The sequence below is a fragment of the Haemophilus haemolyticus genome, assembly GCF_003490935.1.
Classification (GTDB): Bacteria; Pseudomonadota; Gammaproteobacteria; order Enterobacterales; family Pasteurellaceae; genus Haemophilus; species Haemophilus haemolyticus_M.
Genome location: NZ_QQGD01000002.1, coordinates 114,000 through 133,965, shown reverse-complemented (window position 1 = coordinate 133,965; position 19,966 = coordinate 114,000). Strand labels below are relative to the sequence as shown.

18 protein-coding genes and 5 tRNA genes are annotated in these 19,966 nt (G+C 38.8%); 13 read left to right on the top strand and 10 right to left on the bottom strand.

Annotated elements, in window-relative coordinates; all coding sequences use genetic code 11:
• Positions 1 to 12 precede the first annotated feature (12 nt).
• The 4 genes from DV417_RS02945 to DV417_RS02930 all read right to left on the bottom strand — a co-directional run bounded on the left by DV417_RS02945 (position 13) and on the right by DV417_RS02930 (position 469).
• A tRNA-Val gene (locus DV417_RS02945) sits at positions 13 to 88 on the bottom strand.
• Between the two features lie 52 nt (positions 89 to 140).
• Positions 141 to 216, bottom strand: a tRNA-Val gene (locus DV417_RS02940).
• 58 nt (positions 217 to 274) lie between these two features.
• Positions 275 to 350 (bottom strand) — tRNA-Val (locus tag DV417_RS02935).
• 43 nt (positions 351 to 393) lie between these two features.
• Positions 394 to 469, bottom strand: a tRNA-Val gene (locus DV417_RS02930).
• Positions 470 to 639: 170 nt separating this feature from the next.
• On the opposite strand from DV417_RS02930, the gene gltX reads away from it, so the two are divergent.
• The 3 genes from gltX (at position 640) to DV417_RS02915 (ending at position 3,971) form a co-directional block, all read left to right on the top strand.
• Entirely contained in the window at positions 640 to 2,082 is a 1,443-nt protein-coding gene (gene gltX, locus DV417_RS02925; protein ID WP_111696002.1) for a glutamate--tRNA ligase, read from the top strand.
• An 80-nt stretch (positions 2,083 to 2,162) separates the two neighbouring features.
• Positions 2,163 to 2,238: transfer RNA gene (locus tag DV417_RS02920), tRNA-Ala, on the top strand.
• 206 nt (positions 2,239 to 2,444) lie between these two features.
• Entirely contained in the window at positions 2,445 to 3,971 is a 1,527-nt protein-coding gene (locus tag DV417_RS02915) for a catalase (RefSeq protein WP_005635074.1), read from the top strand.
• Between the two features lie 64 nt (positions 3,972 to 4,035).
• On the opposite strand, the gene pyrH is transcribed toward DV417_RS02915, so the two are convergent.
• Positions 4,036 to 4,749 (bottom strand): UMP kinase, encoded by a 714-nt coding sequence (pyrH, locus tag DV417_RS02910; RefSeq protein ID WP_005628053.1) that lies wholly within the window; start codon positions 4,747 to 4,749, stop codon positions 4,036 to 4,038.
• Between the two features lie 131 nt (positions 4,750 to 4,880).
• Here pyrH and DV417_RS02905 point away from each other — a divergent pair, with 131 nt between their 5' ends.
• From DV417_RS02905 to rnhB, 6 genes are all read left to right on the top strand, one after another.
• Complete coding sequence (locus DV417_RS02905) at positions 4,881 to 6,440, top strand: phosphoethanolamine transferase (protein WP_118878514.1); 1,560 nt, start codon at positions 4,881 to 4,883, stop codon at positions 6,438 to 6,440.
• A gap of 127 nt (positions 6,441 to 6,567) precedes the next feature.
• The gene (fabZ, locus tag DV417_RS02900; RefSeq protein ID WP_192878548.1) at positions 6,568 to 6,972 is read left to right on the top strand and encodes a 3-hydroxyacyl-ACP dehydratase FabZ; all 405 of its coding nucleotides are present in this window, start codon (positions 6,568 to 6,570) and stop codon (positions 6,970 to 6,972) included.
• A 14-nt stretch (positions 6,973 to 6,986) separates the two neighbouring features.
• The gene (gene lpxA, locus DV417_RS02895) at positions 6,987 to 7,775 is read left to right on the top strand and encodes an acyl-ACP--UDP-N-acetylglucosamine O-acyltransferase (RefSeq protein ID WP_118878512.1); all 789 of its coding nucleotides are present in this window, start codon (positions 6,987 to 6,989) and stop codon (positions 7,773 to 7,775) included.
• 44 nt (positions 7,776 to 7,819) lie between these two features.
• On the top strand, positions 7,820 to 9,406 hold the full coding sequence (locus DV417_RS02890; protein WP_118878511.1) for an SIALI-17 repeat-containing surface protein: 1,587 nt from the start codon (positions 7,820 to 7,822) through the stop codon (positions 9,404 to 9,406).
• A gap of 115 nt (positions 9,407 to 9,521) precedes the next feature.
• A complete protein-coding gene (lpxB, locus tag DV417_RS02885; protein ID WP_118805642.1) occupies positions 9,522 to 10,694 on the top strand; it encodes a lipid-A-disaccharide synthase in 1,173 nt (390 codons plus the stop codon).
• Positions 10,687 to 11,280 (top strand): ribonuclease HII, encoded by a 594-nt coding sequence (gene rnhB / locus DV417_RS02880; RefSeq protein WP_118805641.1) that lies wholly within the window; start codon positions 10,687 to 10,689, stop codon positions 11,278 to 11,280. The genes lpxB and rnhB overlap by 8 nt, the downstream gene beginning before the upstream one ends.
• A 117-nt stretch (positions 11,281 to 11,397) precedes the next feature.
• On the opposite strand, the gene DV417_RS02875 is transcribed toward rnhB, so the two are convergent.
• The gene (locus DV417_RS02875; RefSeq protein ID WP_005627672.1) at positions 11,398 to 11,739 is read right to left on the bottom strand and encodes a carboxymuconolactone decarboxylase family protein; all 342 of its coding nucleotides are present in this window, start codon (positions 11,737 to 11,739) and stop codon (positions 11,398 to 11,400) included.
• Positions 11,740 to 11,850: 111 nt separating this feature from the next.
• Between DV417_RS02875 and DV417_RS02870 the strand changes: the two genes are divergently transcribed.
• Together DV417_RS02870 and DV417_RS02865 are read left to right on the top strand one after the other, a co-directional pair.
• Positions 11,851 to 12,747 carry a cupin domain-containing protein gene (locus DV417_RS02870; protein WP_118805640.1) on the top strand — a complete coding sequence of 299 codons (897 nt, stop codon included), beginning with the start codon at positions 11,851 to 11,853 and terminating at the stop codon, positions 12,745 to 12,747.
• 78 nt (positions 12,748 to 12,825) lie between these two features.
• Complete coding sequence (locus tag DV417_RS02865; protein ID WP_118878510.1) at positions 12,826 to 14,670, top strand: ABC transporter ATP-binding protein; 1,845 nt, start codon at positions 12,826 to 12,828, stop codon at positions 14,668 to 14,670.
• A gap of 90 nt (positions 14,671 to 14,760) precedes the next feature.
• Here DV417_RS02865 and rdgB read toward each other — a convergent pair whose 3' ends face one another.
• Both rdgB and DV417_RS02855 read right to left on the bottom strand, forming a co-directional pair.
• Positions 14,761 to 15,348: an RdgB/HAM1 family non-canonical purine NTP pyrophosphatase gene (gene rdgB, locus DV417_RS02860; protein WP_118781726.1), complete on the bottom strand. Its 588-nt coding sequence runs from the start codon at positions 15,346 to 15,348 to the stop codon at positions 14,761 to 14,763.
• An 11-nt stretch (positions 15,349 to 15,359) separates the two neighbouring features.
• Positions 15,360 to 16,085, bottom strand: coding sequence for a 3-deoxy-D-manno-octulosonic acid kinase (locus tag DV417_RS02855; protein WP_118781725.1), 726 nt, complete (start codon positions 16,083 to 16,085; stop codon positions 15,360 to 15,362).
• Positions 16,086 to 16,161: 76 nt separating this feature from the next.
• Here DV417_RS02855 and DV417_RS02850 point away from each other — a divergent pair, with 76 nt between their 5' ends.
• Positions 16,162 to 17,205 carry a glycosyltransferase family 9 protein gene (locus DV417_RS02850; protein WP_118781724.1) on the top strand — a complete coding sequence of 348 codons (1,044 nt, stop codon included), beginning with the start codon at positions 16,162 to 16,164 and terminating at the stop codon, positions 17,203 to 17,205.
• 31 nt (positions 17,206 to 17,236) lie between these two features.
• On the opposite strand, the gene bamC is transcribed toward DV417_RS02850, so the two are convergent.
• Positions 17,237 to 18,241 (bottom strand): outer membrane protein assembly factor BamC, encoded by a 1,005-nt coding sequence (gene bamC, locus DV417_RS02845; protein WP_118878509.1) that lies wholly within the window; start codon positions 18,239 to 18,241, stop codon positions 17,237 to 17,239.
• A 98-nt stretch (positions 18,242 to 18,339) separates the two neighbouring features.
• Positions 18,340 to 19,236: a 4-hydroxy-tetrahydrodipicolinate synthase gene (dapA, locus tag DV417_RS02840; protein WP_118878508.1), complete on the bottom strand. Its 897-nt coding sequence runs from the start codon at positions 19,234 to 19,236 to the stop codon at positions 18,340 to 18,342.
• Between the two features lie 101 nt (positions 19,237 to 19,337).
• On the opposite strand from dapA, the gene bcp reads away from it, so the two are divergent.
• Entirely contained in the window at positions 19,338 to 19,805 is a 468-nt protein-coding gene (bcp, locus tag DV417_RS02835) for a thioredoxin-dependent thiol peroxidase (RefSeq protein ID WP_118878507.1), read from the top strand.
• Positions 19,806 to 19,966: the final 161 nt, after the last annotated feature.

Here is a 19,966-nt window from a genome sequence, read left to right as displayed (position 1 = left end):
TTGAAAATAAAGTGGTGGGCGATACCGGTCTCGAACCAGTGACCCCCTCCTTGTAAGGGAGGTGCTCTCCCAACTGAGCTAATCGCCCGATAATATTAAGGCAAAACCCTAAATTTTCGGTTTATTTAAACACTTTTAAGTGGTGGGCGATACCGGTCTCGAACCAGTGACCCCCTCCTTGTAAGGGAGGTGCTCTCCCAACTGAGCTAATCGCCCACTAGAAAGCGTTTAAATATAAAGGGAAAGTTTGAGCGGAAAGGACACTTTAGAAAAGTGGTGGGCGATACCGGTCTCGAACCAGTGACCCCCTCCTTGTAAGGGAGGTGCTCTCCCAACTGAGCTAATCGCCCGCTAGGTCAAACTTAGTAACATTAAGAACACTTTTTAGAGAAGTGGTGGGCGATACCGGTCTCGAACCAGTGACCCCCTCCTTGTAAGGGAGGTGCTCTCCCAACTGAGCTAATCGCCCTTAATGCTGTGGGTTGGCATTATAGGGAGAATGCATTTTCAGTCAATACCTTTTTATTAAATTTTGTTTAATTGTCGTAAAAATAAGCATAAAATCCGCTTTTTTATTTAGAAGTCAAACAAGTCGTAGTAGAATAACGACTAATATTTTATTGAAGATAGGTTATAAAAATGAAACTAGATGCTCCTTTTAATTTAGATCCAAATGTAAAAGTGCGTACTCGTTTTGCTCCTAGCCCTACAGGTTATTTACATGTAGGTGGCGCACGTACCGCACTTTATTCTTGGTTGTACGCAAAACATAATAACGGCGAATTTGTATTACGAATTGAAGACACGGATTTAGAGCGTTCAACACCAGAAGCAACTGCTGCAATTATTGAAGGAATGGAATGGTTAAATCTTCCTTGGGAACATGGCCCTTATTACCAAACTAAACGCTTTGATCGTTACAACCAAGTGATCGATGAAATGATTGAACAAGGCTTAGCATATCGTTGTTATTGTACTAAAGATCGCTTAGAAGAACTTCGTCATACTCAAGAACAAAATAAAGAAAAACCACGTTATGACCGTCACTGCTTACACGATCACAGCCATTCACCAGATGAACCCCACGTTGTACGTTTTAAAAATCCAACTGAAGGCTCGGTAGTATTTGATGATGCCGTGCGTGGCCGTATTGAAATCAGCAACAGTGAGCTTGATGATCTTATTATTCGTCGCACAGACGGTTCACCAACTTATAACTTCTGCGTAGTTGTAGATGACTGGGACATGGGCATCACTCATGTGGTGCGTGGCGAAGATCATATTAACAACACCCCACGTCAAATTAACATTTTAAAAGCAATTGGTGCACCAATTCCAACCTATGCGCACGTTTCCATGATTAATGGAGATGATGGCCAAAAATTATCTAAACGACATGGCGCAGTGAGCGTCATGCAATATCGTGATGATGGTTACTTACCAGAAGCTTTAATCAACTATCTCGTACGTTTAGGCTGGGGACATGGCGACCAAGAAATTTTCAGTCGCGAAGAAATGATCAAGTATTTCGAATTAGATCACGTTAGCAAATCAGCTAGTGCATTTAATACCGAAAAATTACAATGGTTGAATCAACATTATATCCGTGAATTACCGCCAGAATATGTGGCTAAACATCTTGAATGGCATTACAAAGACCAAGGCATTGATACAACCAATGGTCCTGCATTAACTGAAATAGTCACCATGCTTGCGGAACGTTGCAAAACTTTAAAAGAAATGGCTAGTTCAAGCCGCTACTTCTTTGAAGAATTTGAAACCTTTGATGAAGCCGCAGCGAAAAAACATTTCAAAGGCAATGCTGCTGAAGCACTTGCAAAAGTGAAAGAAAAATTAACCGCACTTTCTAGCTGGGATTTACATTCTACTCACGAAGCCATTGAACAAACGGCTGCTGAACTAGAAGTGGGCATGGGTAAAGTTGGCATGCCATTACGTGTCGCTGTGACAGGTTCTGGTCAATCTCCATCAATGGATGTTACCCTAGTCGGTATCGGCAGAGATCGCGTACTTGCACGTATTCAACGTGCTATTGATTTTATTAATGCACAAAATGCTTAATATTTAATCGGATAACAAACGCATAATAAAATCGTATTGACAGCCACATAGTCAAATTTTATCATGTTGTTGTTTTTTATGGGGATATAGCTCAGTTGGGAGAGCGCTTGAATGGCATTCAAGAGGTCGTCGGTTCGATCCCGATTATCTCCACCAGTTTATAAAAAGCCTTGGAATTTTAAATTTCAAGGCTTTTTTGTTGCATTATAAAACCAATAAAAATACATCTAATCTCAAAATCCTGTCACCTTAAATAGTTTTTTTTGATTGATTTAATAGATTTCAATCGTTAAAACCTTTTTGTATGATGTTTACGAAATTTATTTCAACCCTACTTATTTCATACATACAAGGAGTTAATAATGAGTTCTCAATGCCCTTTTTCGCATTTATCGTCTACTAACCTAACTATGGGAAATGGCGCGCCTGTGGCGGACAATCAAAACAGTTTAACTGCAGGTCCACGTGGTCCATTACTTTCACAAGATTTGTGGCTTAACGAAAAATTAGCTGATTTCGTACGCGAAGTTATTCCAGAGCGTCGTATGCACGCAAAAGGTTCTGGTGCATTTGGTACCTTTACTGTCACACACGATATTACTAAATATACTCGCGCAAAAATTTTCAGTGAAGTGGGTAAAAAAACAGAAATGTTCGCACGCTTTACCACTGTTGCCGGTGAACGTGGTGCAGCTGATGCTGAACGTGATATCCGCGGTTTTGCATTAAAATTCTATACCGAAGAAGGTAACTGGGACTTAGTGGGTAACAACACCCCTGTGTTCTTCTTACGTGATCCACGTAAATTCCCAGACTTAAACAAAGCGGTAAAACGTGATCCTCGTACTAATATGCGTTCAGCAACAAACAACTGGGATTTCTGGACATTATTACCAGAAGCACTACACCAAGTAACCGTTGTAATGAGTGATCGTGGTATTCCTGCAAGCTACCGCCATATGCATGGTTATGGTTCACATACTTACAGTTTCTGGAATGAAGCTGGCGAACGTTTCTGGGTAAAATTCCACTTCCATACACAACAAGGCATCAAAAACTTAACCGATGCGGAAGCGGCAGCAGTGATTGCAAACGACCGCGAAAGTCACCAACGTGATTTATATGAAGCAATTGAACGTGGTGACTTCCCTAAATGGACATTATATGTACAAATTATGCCTGAAGCAGATGCGGAAAAAGTACCTTATCATCCATTCGATTTAACCAAAGTATGGCCGAAAAAAGATTATCCGTTAATTGAAGTGGGTGAATTTGAACTTAACCGTAACCCAGAAAACTTCTTTGCTGATGTAGAACAATCTGCATTTGCACCAAGCAATTTAGTTCCAGGTATCGGCGCAAGCCCAGATAAAATGTTACAAGCTCGTTTATTCAACTATGCGGATGCACAACGTTACCGTTTAGGCGTGAACTACCGTCAAATTCCAGTAAACCGTCCACGTTGCCCTGTTCATAGCAACCAACGTGATGGACAAGGCCGTGTAGATGGCAACTACGGTAGCTTACCGCACTACGAACCAAACAGCTTCAGCCAATGGCAACAACAACCAGACTTTGCTGAACCACCACTTCGTATCAACGGAGATGCAGCACACTGGGATTTCCGTAATGATGATAATGATTACTTCAGCCAACCGCGTGCATTATTTAACTTAATGAATCCAGAGCAAAAACAAGCATTATTCAACAATACTGCAGCTGCAATGGGTGATGCACCTGAGTTCATCAAATACCGTCATATCCGTAACTGTCACTGGTGTGATCCTGCATATGGTGAAGGCGTTGCAAAAGCATTGGGCTTAACAGTTGAAGATGCATTAAAAGCACGTGAAACTGACCCAGCATTAGGTCAAGGCGGATTGTTGTAATCTCTAGGCTAGAGCCAAACAAAAACGGTAGGAATTTTCCTACCGTTTTACTTTTCTACATTCACTAACAAATAGTGGTGCCTTCCTCGGTGCCTGTTACTACTTGACGTAATGCACCAGGTTTACCCATATTGAACACTCTAATCGGCATGCCATGATCGCGAGCTAAAGTAAACGCCGCTAAGTCCATCACTTGTAATTCTTTATCGATCACTTCTGCATAACTTAAATTTTTATAAAGTTTTGCATCAGGATTTTTCGCTGGATCACAATCATACACACCATCAACTTTAGTCGCTTTCAACACAACATCAGCTTCAATTTCAATGCCACGTAAACAAGCAGCAGAATCAGTGGTAAAGAATGGACTTCCTGTTCCCGCAGAGAAAATGACTACGCGTTTTTCGCGTAACATTTTAATTGCTTCAGACCAGTTATAAGTATCGCAAATACCATTTAATTGGAAAGCAGACATTAATTTTGCATTCACATCAGCGCGGAATAAAGAATCACGCATTGCCAAACCATTCATCACCGTAGCAAGCATTCCCATATGGTCGCCCACCACGCGATTCATCCCAGCTTTTGCTAGTTTTGCGCCACGGAATAAGTTTCCACCACCAAGAACGACACCGACTTCCACGCCCATTTCCACTAATTCTTTAATTTCAACAGCCATACGATCGAGAATCGCAGGATCGATACCAAAACCATCTTCTCCTTGTAATGCTTCACCGCTTAATTTCAATAAAATACGTTTATAAATTGGTTGGCTCATTATTTTTTTTCCTCTGGCTTAAAAAATTGGCTTATTCTATAAAATAACCGCTCAAGAGTGAAGAAGTTAAATATGGAAATTCTGAGTGAAAGGAGGATAATAGCGACATTTTCTTTTCAGGGAAGACAATTATGAACACGAAAAAAACAAGCCAAATTTTGCCCGCACTTTTTGCGGTGATTTGTGCCGCATTAGCAGGTTATTTTATTTTAATCGGTTCTGGAATGTTTACAGAACCAAGTGTGGCTCTCATTCTGCTTGCGACAATAACTATTCTCTTATTAAGCAGCAGTAAAAAATCCTTCTATTTGATTTTGCTACCGCTTGCATTACTACATGCTTTTTATACGCCTACGGGGCTAAATTTTGGCCCTCCAAGCTATCAATATATCGCCTCGCTTTTCGCGACAGATATGTTGGAAACGAAGGAATTTCTATTGCAAATCCCAGTGAGTAGTTACTTAATTGCTTTCGCCATTCCTATTTTGATTTTTCTTCAGTACAAAAGTGCGGTGAAATTTGGCATAAAATTTTATCGTAATAAAACATTTATAGCCTTAGCAACATTGCTCTTTGCCTACAACATGCCACTTGCTGAACCGATTAAAGAAACAGTAAGTTCCACATTAAAAATTGTAGATGAAGTGCAAAAACTAAAACAAATGTCCCAATCTGATAACTGGGGAAAATCAACATTAGAAAATTCACGCTATGATGATTATGTTATTGTTCTTGGTGAAAGTGCGCGTAAAGATTATCACCATGCCTATGGTTATCCGATTGAAAACACGCCATTTATGTCTAGCGCTAAAGGCACGTTGATTGATGGTTTCCGTTCAGCGGGAACAAATACTGTAGCCTCACTTCGACTCATGTTAACCCTTCCTAACAAAGAAAAATGGGAACCCAATTACAGCTTGAGTTTAGTGGATCTCATCAAATCTGCAGGCGTGAAAACTTATTGGCTTTCTAATCAAGGTATGCTCGGTGAATTCGATACGCCAGTTTCATCCCTTGCCTCAAAATCTGATGAAACCTTTTTCTTAAAAAAAGGCGGGAGCTTTAATTCTACTAACTTTAGCGATTTTGATTTATTACCAAAATTCGCCCAAGTATTAGAAGATCCTGTTCAAGGAAAACGTTTTATTGTGTTGCATATTTATGGCTCACATCCAATGGCTTGCGACCGTGTCGAAGATTATCCAAAAATTTTTGACGATAAAGATCTTAATCCGAGATATGGTTATTTAAATTGCTATGTGTCGTCTATTAAGAAAACTGATGAATTTTTAAAACGCGTATATGATCAGCTTGAAGAAAACGTGAAGAAAAATCACCGCACTTTCTCAATGATTTATTTCTCAGATCACGGTTTGTGCCACCAACAAGATGAAAAAAATAATATACTTTTGTTTAATCAAAACTGTTTCAGTCGAGAACACCATAATATTCCGCTATTCAAAATTTCATCAGATGATACCGAACGCAAAGAATATAAGGTGTTTAAATCTGGTTTGAACTTCTTAGAAGGAATCGCAAATTGGATAGGGATTAAAAATCCTCAATTAACGCAAATAGAAGATTTATTTTCTAACGAATCGGATAAAAATGACTTTGGATTGCAAAAACGAATTGATGAAAAATATCGTAAAGATGACGATCCAGCCATTGATATTCGTCCTAAACACTAGGCTATATTGAGTGCGTTTTATTTTTAGCCGTAAATATCGTATAATCCAAGAGATTTTATTTGTTTATTTTTTGTAAGGTATCAACGTGTCAGAACAACAACCAAGAGTGATCGAATCAAAAGAAATTATGACTTTATTACCACATCGCTATCCATTTTTATTAGTGGATCGCGTATTGGATTTTAAAGAAGGTGAATGGTTAAAAGCGATTAAAAATATTAGCGTCAATGAGCCTTGTTTCACGGGTCACTTCCCTAGCGAACCTATTTTACCGGGCGTTTTAATTTTAGAAGCTTTGGCACAGGCAATGGGCATTTTAGCCTTTAAAACTCACGAATTAAAAGGTGGTGAATTATTCTATTTCGCAGGTATTGATGAAGCGCGCTTTAAACGCCCAGTGTTACCTGGAGATCAGATGGAATTAAACGTTCAAGTGATTAAAGAACGCCGTGGCATCACTGCATTTACTGGCGTAGCAACCGTAAACGGTGAAATTGCTTGTGAAGCAAAACTAATGTGCGCTCGTCGTTAATTAAGGGGGTAAATATGATCCACCCAAATGCAAAAATCCATCCTACAGCCTTAGTTGAAGAAGGCGCAGTTATTGGTGAAGATGTTTTTATTGGGCCTTTCTGTATTGTTGAGGGCAGCGTTGAAATTAAAGCTCGCACTGTATTGAAATCTCACGTTGTCGTACGTGGCGATACGGTTATTGGCGAAGATAACGAAATCTATCAATTCTCTAGCATTGGTGAAGTAAACCAAGATTTAAAATATAACGGCGAAGCAACCAAAACGATTATTGGTAATGGCAACCGAATCCGTGAACACGTGACAATCCATCGTGGCACTATCCAAGGCGGTGGCGTAACCTCTATTGGCAATAACAACTTATTAATGGTGAATGTTCACGTTGCGCACGATTGCCAAATTAAAAATAACTGTATTCTGGCAAACAATGCAACGCTTGCAGGTCACGTAGAATTAGATGATTTCGTGATTGTTGGTGGCATGTCAGCAATTCACCAATTTGTAATCGTTGGTGCACACGTCATGTTAGGTGGTGGTTCTATGGTAAGCCAAGATGTACCTCCTTACGTTATGGCACAAGGCAACCACGCCCGTCCATTTGGCGTAAACTTAGAAGGGTTAAAACGTCGTGGTTTTGATAAACCAACCATGCACGCAATCCGTAACGTTTACAAAATGATCTATCGTAGCGGCAAAACACTCGAAGAAGTGTTACCAGAAATTGAGCAGATTGCAGAAACCGATTCAGCCATCAGTTTCTTTGTTGAATTTTTCAAACGTTCAACTCGCGGTATTATTCGTTAATAATATTTTTCATTCACTATTCATAATAATTATAAGAAAAATTTATGTTATTAAATCTCAACAGTAAGTTTAAATTTTTTCTTACTACAACCTTTTTATTTTCTTCTCCTGATACATTAGCACTACATCTATCAGTTTCGATTGATGATAAAGAATCTCCTATTTCTGAATCATTAATAATTAAAGATGTTATTTCTATTGGTGCCGTTCCTTTCAAAGTAATAAGAACAGAGCTTCCCCCAGAGTTTAATGGTGCCGTTAATGGTATTCCAGAAGTCGCAGCTGAATCTCCAGAGTTTACTGGAGGGGTAAATGATATGGATCCACCAATTCATGAAATACCAGAATATACAGGTTGTATTACTAATTGTAGTGATGTGCATCGTGCAGAGGTAAGTACACCTTATAAGATTTACGACAAAATTGACCACGGCACTGTTTACGCTGATGCTGATAAAGTGAAAGTATCTGCTGAAGAGAAAGTATCTGTTGAAGTTTATAAAGTGAAAGTAGCTGTTGATAAAGAAGCTGATGCCCCTAAAATTCTATATGAGAAAGGCTCACCTGAGATACATTCAAAAAGTGAATTTACAGGTCCAGTTAATGGTATTCCTGAAGAAGCCGAATATCCAGAGTTTAATGGTGGGGTTAATGGAGATAAGGATGGTGAAGCTGATTTTCAAGATAGACTACCAGTAGTTACATATGTTTCAATTACAGCTGTGCCATCTAATGCGCCAATAATGGATAAACCTGAATATGTTGAGCCTCGCCAATCACTATCGAAACTAAAATTAGAAGAAAACAATAGTATATTATTGAAGCATCAATTTAATAAATTACGTTCCTTACAAACCTATTGTATAGCTAATAAAAATGAGTTTTGTTATGGCATTCGACATCATTATATGGCTAAAAATGATATACATGATAATTTACTTGGCCTGCGTTTGGGATACGGAATAACAAATAAGTTAACTTTAGGAGTAAACATAGAGCGTTCATTAGAAAATCATTTACCAAACAACTATCGTACACTTCATAATAATGTTGGAATAGGGGCTTTCGTACATTATAAATTGCCTTCTAATTCATATATTGTAGCTGGAATTGCAAAAAATAATAATTCTTATTTAGCCCCCCCCTATTTTAATAACAGCGTTACCAGATATAAAGGTATCTCATGGAATTTAACATTGGGTCAGGACTTAACACTATCAAATAAAAACTCTTTAGGTTGGTATTTATCTTACCGAAATACACAGATTAAACAAAATGGATATGATGCACCTGCTTCTCAGTTTTTAATGAAATACAATAATATAAAATGGACAGTTCATTCACTTGCATCAGGTATAAAATGGAATTATTCAATAACTACTAAATTAACATGGTTAAATAATATAGAAATTGAACATCAAATTAAAAGTAATGTGACTGGTGCTGTGCAAATAGAAAACCTCAAACATGACTATCATCTTAATATTCACAAAACCCAGTGGAGTATTAGTTCAGGATTGAATTACCAATTTTCTCCAAAATTTAGTGTATCCCTTACACCTTATATAAAAAATGGACTGATTAGTAGTAAACAATGGGGAACCTATCTATCATTAGAAGGTAAATTCTAGAATGGTAGTTCTAGGATGTTTTATATCATGTTAAATTAAAAATCACATTAGGGCGTACTTATACAAACGCCCTTTGTAATTTTTATTGTTTTAATTTTATTCAAGGATAACGTTTATGAATAGGATAAACCCAACCATTGCTCTTGTTGCAGGAGAAGTATCTGGTGATATTCTCGGTGCTGGTTTAATTCGCCAGCTCAAAGCTCATTATCCTAATGCACGCTTTATTGGCATTGCTGGCCCAAAAATGTTGGCTGAAGGCTGTGAGACGCTTGTCGATATGGAAGAACTTTCAGTCATGGGTTTGGCTGAAATCTTGAAACATCTCCCACGTCTGTTGAAAATTCGCAAAAATGTCATTCAAACCATGTTGCAAGAAAAACCTGATGTTTACATCGGCATTGATGCACCTGATTTTAATTTGGATGTAGAACTCAAGCTCAAAGAAAACGGAATTAAAACTATTCATTACGTGAGCCCCTCTGTATGGGCATGGCGTCAAAATCGCATCCATAAAATTGCCAAAGCGACTCATCAAGTGCTTGCCTTTTTGCCTTTTGAGAAAGCCTTTTACGATAAATTTAACGTACCTTGCCGTTTTATTGGGCACACAATGGCAGATGCTATTCCGCTTAAACCAAACCGTGCCGAAGCCTGCCAAATGCTCCAGATTGATCCCACACAACGCTATTTAGCAATCTTAGTTGGAAGTCGTGGTTCAGAAGTGGAATTTCTGGCTGAGCCTTTCTTGAAAACGGCTTTATTGTTAAAAGAACAATTTCCTGATTTACAATTCCTCGTTCCTTTGGTTAACGAAAAACGACGAATTCAATTTGAAGCCATTAAAGCTAAAATTGCACCAAATCTAGACCTGCATTTAATTAATGGCAATGCACGACAAGCAATGATCGCAGCTGATGCAACATTGCTTGCTTCAGGGACAGCAGCACTTGAAGCAATGCTTTGTAAATCCCCCATGGTGGTTGGCTATCGAATGAAACCACTGACCTATTTCTTAGCAAAACGTTTAGTGAAAACCGATTATATTTCTTTACCAAACTTGCTTGCGAATGAAATGCTCGTTCCTGAAATGATTCAAGAAGAATGCACGCCAGAATTGCTCGCTGAAAAACTATCTGCTTATCTTTCTAATGATGAAAGTGCGGTAAAAAATCGCCATGTTTTAATTCAGCACTTCACGGATTTACACCAAAAAATTCAATGCAATGCCGATAAGCAAGCGGCCCAAGCGGTCATTGATTTATTAGAAGGAAAAGAAAATGTTTGAATATCCACAAGGCTATGAATTGATCGCTGGCGTTGATGAAGTTGGGCGAGGCCCTCTAGTTGGGGCGGTTGTCACGGCAGCCGTCATTTTAGATCCTAATAATCCAATTGAAGGCCTCGCTGATTCTAAAAAACTTTCAGAGAAAAAACGTTTAGCCCTTGCTGAAGAAATCAAACAAAAAGCCCTTGCGTGGGCATTAGGACGAGCAGAAGCTAACGAAATTGACGAGATAAATATCCTACAAGCCTCCTTGCTGGCAATGGCTCGAGCAGTAAAATCTTTAAAAATTCAACCGCACTTTGTGTTGGTTGATGGCAATAAGATCCCAAAAGATTTAGGTATTCCAGCGCAAGCTGTCGTAAAAGGCGATAGCCTTGTGTCGGAAATCAGTGCAGCCTCTATTTTGGCGAAAGTGGCACGAGACCAAGAAATGGAAGAATTAGACAAGCAATATCCAGAGTACGCTTTTGCCCAGCATAAAGGCTATCCGACCAAATTACATTTGGAAAAATTAGCTGAACTTGGCGCGTTACCGCAACATCGTCGTAGCTTCGCCCCAGTGAAAAAAGCGCTAGAAAATCGTTAGAATTTTAATCGCAAAATGCTTTTATTTTGTTAGGCAGTCAAATATCGATAAAACAAAGGGAGTATTAAAAATACTCCCTTTCCTTTAATCAACTTAACTCTATGGAATGACGGGTAATTAACCTTTCTGTACGTTATATGCTTCCAATGCACGTAAAGAATAAGTATAAGCAGCGCCTGCATTTAATGCGATAGACATTGCTAATGCTGCAGCCACTTCAGCTTCGCTTGCGCCAGCTTTCACAGCTTCTTCTGCGTGTACGCTAATGCAGCTTTCGCAACGAGTTGTTACAGCAACGGCTAATGCGATAAGTTCACGAGTTTTAGCGTCAAGCACATTGCCTTCTGCCGCTGCTGCGCCTAATGCTTGGTAAGCTTGTAACATTTTTGGATATTGTTTACCTAACGCACCAAATGATTTTTTAACGTGTGATGTTTCTTCTTTCCAATCTGCAAACATAATGTTCTCCTAAATATATTGAATTAATAACGAACTGGTATGGCAAATTATAGGCAGATTGGATTATGATACTTGCTTATTTATCTCAATTTTTATCGCTAACATCTCATTATGGATTATTTAGATAAACTCACCCATTTAGCACAAGTGCGTGGGGAAATTAATATTCGCTGTGAATTTCAAGGTGAATGGCAAGTCGCCCACCAAGAAAAAGATGCAGGAAAAGGCGTATTCCATCTTATTGAACAAGGCGAATGCTGGCTTACACTCGGACAAAAGCAATTTCATTTAAAGGAAGGTGATATCTTTTTCCTTCCCCAAAATCAACCGCACTTTATGCGTCATTCGTCCAACCAAACAAAAGACGCATCATTGAAAAAAAGCTGGCAAGGTGCATTTGAATTGTATCAAGTAGGGCAAGGCACGCCTGATTTAAAAATGTTCTGCGGGGCGTTTTATTATCAGCAAGATGCACTCCTCACCGCTTCTATGCCTGAATATTTGCATCTCAATTTATGCGATACACCGATTCATCCTTTGGTTCAGCTTTTTCTACAAGAAGCACAAAAAAACGATGCAGGTACGAAATCAGTCGTCGATGCACTTTCGAATGTGCTTTTAATTTATATTTTACGGCATGCGATTCAAGAGAACTTAATTACAGGCGGTGTGCTACTCGCATTGCAAGATAAGCGATTAAATGCGGTGCTGGGTGCGATATTACAACGTCCTCAAGAAGATTGGCGAATTGAGCAGTTAGCCGATCTTTCTGCAATGTCTCGTGCAAACTTTATTCGTGTTTTTCAACAACAACTTGGTATGTCGCCAGGGCGTTTTATTACTCAAGTGCGGTTACAATCAGCAGCGTTTTTATTAAAACAATCCCAACAATCCGTGCTTGCCATTGCTTTAGAGGTGGGGTATCAATCGGAGGCGCATTTTAGTAAAGCCTTCAAGAATTACTACCAACTTTCACCAAGCCAATACAGAAAATCTGCCAGCCTATAAATTGGAGAATTTTTACGCTATAATCGCCAAGTTTTTTGAAAGGCAACATCTGTTGCCTTTTCTTTTTAAGGAAAAGATATGTTTAACAAAATTTTTTCGTGGTTTGAAAACCGTTTAAATCCTTATCCAGAAGGTAATCCAACAACACCTAAAAAAGGCTTATTGCGCTTTATTTGGTCTAGCATGGAAGGAATGAAAGGCTGGATTCTCTTACTGACAGTGCTAACGGTTGGTACTGGTGTAATGGAAGCCGTATTATTCCAATTTATGGGAACGCTTGTAGATTGGTTAGGGACATTCACGCCTGAGACATTATGGCAAGAAAAAGGTCATTTATTAATTGGCATGGCTGCCCTATTACTTGTTAGCATTGTGTGGGGATTTTTAGCCTCTACCGTACGTTTACAAACCTTACAAGGCGTATTTCCAATGCGATTACGTTGGAATTTCCATCGTTTAATGCTTGGACAAAGTTTGAGTTTTTATCAAGATGAATTTGCTGGCAGAGTGTCTGCCAAAGTAATGCAAACCGCACTTGCTGTTCGAGATACAGTGCTTACACTTGCGGATATGTTTGTATATGTCATCGTATATTTTATTACATCAGGATTAGTTCTCGCAGCATTAGATTCTTGGTTCTTACTGCCATTTATTGCTTGGATTACGATTTTTGTTTTTATCCTACGAACCTTCATTCCTAAATTATCAAAGACTGCTCAACGACAAGCTGATGCTCGTTCTTTAATGACAGGACGCATTACAGATGCTTATTCCAATATTGCCACAGTAAAATTATTCTCTCATGGTTCGCGCGAGGCCGCTTATGCCAAACGTTCTATGGAAGATTTTATGGTAACAGTGCATGCCCAAATGCGCTTAGCCACATCACTAGATACACTCACTTACACTACAAATATTCTACTTACGTTAAGTACTGCAATACTTGGTATTATTTTATGGAAAAATGGGCAAGTTGGCGTGGGCGCAATTGCAACAGCAACCGCGATGGCATTACGAGTCAATGGGCTGTCTCGTTGGATTATGTGGGAGTCTGCGCGTTTGTTTGAGAATATCGGAACTGTAAACGACGGAATGAATACTTTAACCAAACCTCACACTATTGTGGATAAACCTCAAGCATCTCCGTTACAAGTGACACAAGGGGAAATTAAGTTTAACGATATTACCTTTGCTTATGATCCGACAAAACCACTGCTCAATCATTTCAATCTCACCATCAAACCAGGTGAAAAAGTCGGACTAATCGGCCGTTCTGGTGCAGGAAAATCTACAATTGTGAACTTGTTGCTTCGTTTCTATGAAGCACAACAAGGTGCGATTACCATTGACGGGCAAAATGTACTAGATGTGCAACAAGAAAGCCTACGCCGCCAAATCGGTTTAGTGACTCAAGACACTTCGCTGCTACATCGCTCTGTGCGTGACAATATTATTTATGGACGCCCTAATGCCACAGATGAAGAAATGGTTTTAGCGGCTGAAAGAGCAGAAGCCGCTGATTTCATTCCATTCCTCACTGATGCTCAAGGCAGAAAAGGCTACGATGCCCATGTGGGTGAAAGAGGTGTAAAACTTTCAGGTGGTCAACGTCAACGCATTGCTATTGCTCGTGTCATGTTAAAAGATGCACCAATTCTATTGTTAGATGAAGCCACAAGCGCACTGGATTCAGAAGTAGAAGTGGCGATACAAGAAAGTCTCGATAAGATGATGGAAAATAAAACTGTGATTGCCATTGCTCATCGTTTATCCACCATCGCAGCGATGGATCGCCTGATTGTGCTTGATAAAGGACAAATTGTTGAACAAGGTACCCATGCTGAATTACTGGAGCGTAATGGTCTGTACGCTAAACTTTGGAATCATCAAAGTGGCGGATTTTTAAGTGAACATGCTGAATAATATTACTTTTCCGCTATAGATAAAATCCATATAAAAAGGCACGCATATAAAAAATATGCGTGCCTTTTATCATCATACTTTTAACTAGATTTATAACTTACTTTTTAATACCTTAAGCGCTCTTGCTCGATGAGAAATTTTTTTCTTCTCAGCTGTTTCTAATTCAGCAAATGTGCAACCTTGTTCTGGGCTAAAGAATAAACTGTCATAACCAAAACCATTTTCACCTTTTTCTTCAAAACCAATCGCACCATGACACTCGCCTTCAGCAATAATTGGTGATGGATCCGTTGGATGCTGTAAAAACACGATACAGCTCACAAATTTGGCTTGGCGCTTATCTTGTGCAACATGAGCAAGCTCTGCCAATAATTTCTCACGGTTTTTAGCATCATTTCCCTCTTCACCAGCATAACGTGCAGAATACAGACCTGGCGCGCCATTAAGTGCGGAAACCACCAAGCCTGAATCATCTGCAATGGCTGGTAAACCTGATTTTTCTGAGGCATAGCGCGCTTTTAATAACGCATTCTCAACGAAAGTTAAGCCTGTTTCTTCTGGGCTTTCAATGCCTAAATCTGTTTGCGCAATCACTTCAAAACCAAAATCAGATAGGACATCAGCCATTTCTTTCACTTTGCCTTTATTGCCTGTAGCAAGTACGATTTTTTGTTTCATAATTAGTCCTTTTATTGATGATAAGCTGCCGTTAAATCAGCCCAGTTTTGCTCGGTAAATTGAATATTCATTCGTCCAACTTCTTTTTCAAAGGAACGTTTTAAACGGTTCAGATTTTGCACTTTCCAAAAATCTCCTGATTTTTCACCGCACTTATCAAAGTCAATCAACCAACATTTTTGCTCTTGTTCAGTTTGTTGAAGCAAAATATTGTGTGCATTCAAGTCTGTATGGCAAATCTGTAAATCATGTAATTTTCGAATCAAACGACCAATTTGCATCCAAGTTTCTTTTGGCAATGTTTGTGTTTGTAAAAGTGCGGTTAAATCCTGCGCGTTTTCGATTTTTTCCGTCAAAATATCCGCTTGATAGCAAATACCTAACTTGCCTTTTTGAATACGTGCGGCAATCGGTTTAGGCACAGGTAAACCCGCTTCATACAAACGTTGCAACAAATGAAACTCAGAAAAACTACGAGCAGTTTCAAGATCAGAAAAACGATAACGATCTTTGTTCAGTTTACCCCAAAGTCCCCCTCGATAATAATGACGCAACGCACAATTTACGCCAAACCAATCTTCCGTTTGCAAGAAATAAGTGGTGCCTCGGCCTTTTGCACTTCCTATCAGTCGGTCTTGTTTTTGCCAAAATTCCGCTAGGAAAAACTCGGTTGTTTGCTCAAAAGTACGGTCAAAATTAAAGATAAAATATTGGTTATCTTGTTGGAATTGGTGCATGGAAATGTTGTTATGAATAGAAAATGGACTCATTCTACTTTAAAATAGGCGCAAGTTAAATGAGAAAGGAATGTCAATGCCACTTTTTACCGAAGCTCCAAAATCCCTTTGTATTCTCCGATTATCAGCTGTAGGCGATGTCTGTCATGCCTTGGCTGTGGTTCAGCACATTCAGGCATATTATCCCCAAACAGAAATGACTTGGATTGTAGGTAAAACTGAAATGGGTTTGCTTTCAGGCATTCCTAATGTCACGCTCATTCCTTACGATAAAAAAGCGGGATGGAAAGGCGTTTTATCACTCTGGAAACAACTAAAAAATAAACAGTTTGATGCGCTATTAAATATGCAAACAGCATTTCGTGCATCAATCCTTTCTTTAGGAATTAAAGCAAAATTCAAAATTGGATTTGGAGAAAAACGTTCTCGCGAAGGGCAATGGCTATTTGTAAATCGTCGTATCACCGATCCCTCATCGCCTCATGTATTAGATGGATTTATGGCTTTCGCTGAATATATTGGCGTACCGAAAGCAGAACCGAAATGGGAATTAGCTATCTCAGAAGATGATTATAAATTTGCCGATCAATTTATTGATTTCTCGCGTAAAAATTTATTAATTTCCCCTTGTTCTAGCAAAGCAGAAAAAGATTGGCTAATCGAACGTTATGCAGAGGTTGCCAATATTGCTCATCAGTATAATATCAATGTAATTTTCTGCAGTTCGCCAGCTAAACGTGAATTAGAAATAGTCGAAAAAATTACCGCACTTTGCCATTTCACACCAACCAATATTGCAGGAAAAACAAACCTAAAACAGCTTACCGCTTTAATTTCTAAGGTCGATCTGGTACTTTCGCCAGATTCTGGCCCTGCCCATATTGCGACAACACAAGGAACACCTGTTATTGGCTTATATGCGTATCACAATCCTTTGCGTACCGCACCTTATAATAATTTAGATAACGTGGTATCAGTATATGAAGAAAATACCCAAAAAGAATTTGGCAAACCATCATCTGAACTACCTTGGGCAACAAAACTAAAAGGGAAAAATTTAATGGCAGAAATTCAAGTCGAACCTGTCATTGAACAAATGAAAAAATTAGGATTATTCTGAAGAAAAAGCTCAGCTAATGCTGAGCTTTTATTTATCTTGCAATCAAGTTACTAATTGCTTGGTAAATTCTCGCGGCTGAATCGCCAGACAATGCCTTGCCTTTTTCATCAGAAATGACAACGGAGCTTTGTCTGCCATGATCAGAAATTTGCATTTGGTAAGTGCCATTTTCAAGTTCTGGAAGTTCAGCGCCCATACGTAACCAATCTTCTTTTTTTAATGCTGAATATTTTAATTCACGATAACCTTTACCTGCAGTTTCAGATTTGATTGCAAAACCCACTTTAGGTAAAGCTCCACCTAATTTTTCCCATGCTTGACCAAAATTAACATTTATTGCTAATGCAGTTTGACCATTCAAATCCTGAATAATTTGCGAAGCTACCGCTCCCACAGATGCACTAGATAAATCTTGTTGCTGTTTGTTGTAAGCAGAAGTTAATGCAGACACAATGCGGTTTAAGCGTTCAGACGTATAACGTTGCTTATCAGATACACTTGGAGTGAAAATCACGCCATCACGACGCATTTGCAAAACAGATACTGCTAGTGCACTCGCATCTTGAGCCATAACTTGTTCTACTTGATATTTAATCTCAGTGCCCGATTTATCACCAATTCTTCCTGTAGGCGCCCAGTCAGTCGTTAAAATCGCACCATTCGTCGTTGATGAAATACCGTCTTCTTTTAATAAGCGTTCAACTTGTTGGAGGTTATACACACTTGCTTGTTGTTCTGGATACACGATCAATGCTCGTTCACCATCAAATTGTGTTAATGAATTTTCAATAATCGCTAACGGTGTTGATGGAGGACGAATATCAATATTTTCTCCCTTTTTCACAGCAATATTAGGCAACGCATAAGTATCATCTGCTTTTGGTAGCATTACGCCACCGCTCGCCAACGGTGAAAATCCAGGGATAGAAGCCCCTGATTTTTGGAAAGAATCATTAGCAGTCTTTAATGCTTCAGGATCAGACGAACATCCAGCCAATACGATAACCGCTGCTAAACTCAACATTATTTTTTTCATATTTGAACCTTAACTAAATTGAAAACTTTATGAATTTTGACCGCACTTCGACAGCCTATAATGCAAAAAGTTTAGGGGTAATGATTTACCCCTGATTTTTATAATAATCCTGCGATTTTCAGTGCTTCTTCTACTTTTGGTTGAACTTCTTCGCTTAACACCGTCAATGGCAAACGTAAATGTGCTGACTTAATTAAACCTAAACGATAAGCCGCCCATTTCACAGGAATTGGGTTTGATTCAATAAAAAGATCGTGATGCAAACGCATTAAGCGAGCATTAATTGCTTCTGCTTTAGCAAAATCTCCCGCAAGGGCATAGCGACACATATCCGCCATATCTTTTGGTGCTAAGTTATTCGTTACAGAAATCACGCCTTCTGCGCCGAGTTTCATCGCATCCAAACTCGTTGCATCATCACCACTTAAAACGATGAAATCCTTGCCTGCAAGTTCTTTAATTTTGGTGACACGACTGATATCTCCAGTTGCTTCTTTAATACCAACAATGTTGTTGATTTTCGATAAACGAGCAACAGTTTCTGGCTTCATATCGCTACCAGTACGACCTGGTACATTATAAAGAATTTGTGGTAAATCTGTACATTCAGCAATGGCTTTAAAATGCTGGAAGATTCCTTCTTGGGTTGGTTTATTGTAGTAAGGTACAACGGATAGACAACCCGCAACGCCGCTATCGCGTAATAATTTTGTCATTGTAATTGCTTCGCTCGTCGCATTTGCGCCTGCACCAGCAATCACAGGAATACGTCCCTTGGCAAATTCAACCGTCTTCTCAATAACCTTTACATTTTCTTCAATACTTAATGTTGCTGATTCACCCGTTGTTCCCACAGAAACAAGCGCATTAGAGCCTGCCTCAACGTGATATTCCACCAATTTTTCTAAACAAGCGAAATCTACTTCGCCGTAATTATTCATAGGTGTAACAAGTGCAACAATACTGCCTGAAAATAAAGGATTTTGTGCTGACATAGAACCTCCGTTGGTTTTTTAATTTTATTATTTGGTATAGCTCGTTATAGTCGCTAAAATGACTTGAATTTGCAAATATTTTTTCATCAAAGGAGCTTTTTATGAATCCATTATCCGTTGGTAGCCAAGCACCCATTTTTACGTTATTTAATCAGCAAGAACAACCTGTTTCTTTAAATGATTTTCGCGGTAAAAAAGTGTTAGTCTATTTTTACCCGAAAGCACTCACGCCTGGCTGCACAACGCAAGCATGCGGATTGCGTGATAGTAAATCAGAATTAGATGAATTAGGTTTAGTTGTACTTGGTATTAGCCCTGACACACCGAAAAAATTAGCTCAGTTTATTGAGAAAAAAGCACTTAATTTCACACTACTTTCCGATCCTGATCACAAAATTGCAGAAAAATTTGGTGTATGGGGTGAGAAAAAATTCATGGGGAAAACTTACGATGGTATTCACCGAATTAGTTTTTTAATTGATGAAAACGGAAAAATTATTCACGTATTTGATAAATTCAAAACAACAGAACATCATCAAGTTATCGTCGATTATCTTCGAACCCTATAACCCTTCAAAAATTACCGCACTTTTCTATATAAAGTGCGGTAAAAATTCATTATTTTTTCAGTTCAATATTTACGCATTATTCCGCCTTTGCTAGAATTTATCCTTGATTGAAATTCATTCTCAATTATATTCCCAAGATATTTCTCAAATAATAAGGACAG